At 66.3% G+C, this 1,103-nt stretch carries 1 pseudogene; it reads left to right on the top strand.

The window, feature by feature from the left end:
* Positions 1–1,101, top strand: a pseudogene (locus G4223_RS03630) (ammonium transporter); the annotation flags it as partial.
* Positions 1,102–1,103 lie beyond the last annotated feature (2 nt).

The raw sequence follows: 1,103 nt of genomic DNA, 5'->3' as shown, positions 1-1,103 counted from the left end.
TGGCCGTGCTGATGCAGTCCATGTTCGGCGCCGGCATCCTGTTCATCCTGTGGGTCGTGGTCGGCTATTCGCTGGCCTTCGCCGAAGGCAACGCCTTCTTCGGCGGCCTGGACAAGGCGATGCTGGCCGGCATCGCGCCGGACACCCTGTCGGGCACCATCCCCGAATTCGTCTTCGTGATGTTCCAGGGCACCTTCGCCATGATCACCCCGGTGATCATCCTGGGCGGCTCGGCCGACCGCATGAAGTTCAGCTCGGCCATGCTGTTCGTGTCGCTGTGGCTGCTGTTCGTCTATGCGCCGATCGCCCACATGGTGTGGGGTCCCCGGCGGCTATCTGCTGGGCGACGGCGTGTTCGACTTCGCCGGCGGCACCGTCGTTCACATCAACTCGGGTGTTGCCGGTCTGGTCGCCGCCATCATGGTCGGCAAGCGTTCCGGCCTGGGCTCCGAGAACCTGGCTCCGCACAACCTGGCCTTCACCATGATCGGCGCCTCGCTGCTGTGGGTCGGCTGGTTCGGCTTCAACGCCGGTTCGGCGCTGAGCGCCGGTGCCGGTGCCGGCGTCGCCATGATCAACACCCACATCGCCACCGCCGCCGCGGTCGTGTCGTGGTCGGCGGCCGAATGGATCATCCGTGGCAAGCCCTCGCTGTTGGGCGCGGCCTCGGGCGCCATCGCCGGTCTGGTGGTCATCACCCCGGCCTGCGGCTTCGTCTCGCCGACCGGCGCGCTGATCATGGGTCTGATCATCGGCCCGGTGTGCTATTGGGGCGTTTCCGGCCTCAAGAAGATGTTCGGCTATGACGACGCGCTCGACGCCTTCGGCGTGCACGGCGTGGGCGGCATCGTCGGCGCGATCCTGACCGGTGTGTTCGCCGTCTCCGCCATCGGCGGCGAGGGCAAGTCCGGCCTGATCGACGGCAACGCCATGCAGGTCTGGATCCAGATCAAGAGCGTGCTGATCACCATCGCCTGGACCGCCATCGTCTCGGTCGTCATCCTCAAGCTGATCGACCTGACCATCGGCCTGCGCGTCAGCAAGGAAGTCGAGACCGAAGGTCTGGACCTCGCGCTCCACGGCGAAACCATGCACGACTAACA

This window comes from Magnetospirillum aberrantis SpK, assembly GCF_011022235.1.
GTDB lineage: Bacteria > Pseudomonadota > Alphaproteobacteria > Rhodospirillales > Magnetospirillaceae > Magnetospirillum > Magnetospirillum aberrantis.
This window is presented reverse-complemented; position numbering and strand designations above follow the sequence as displayed.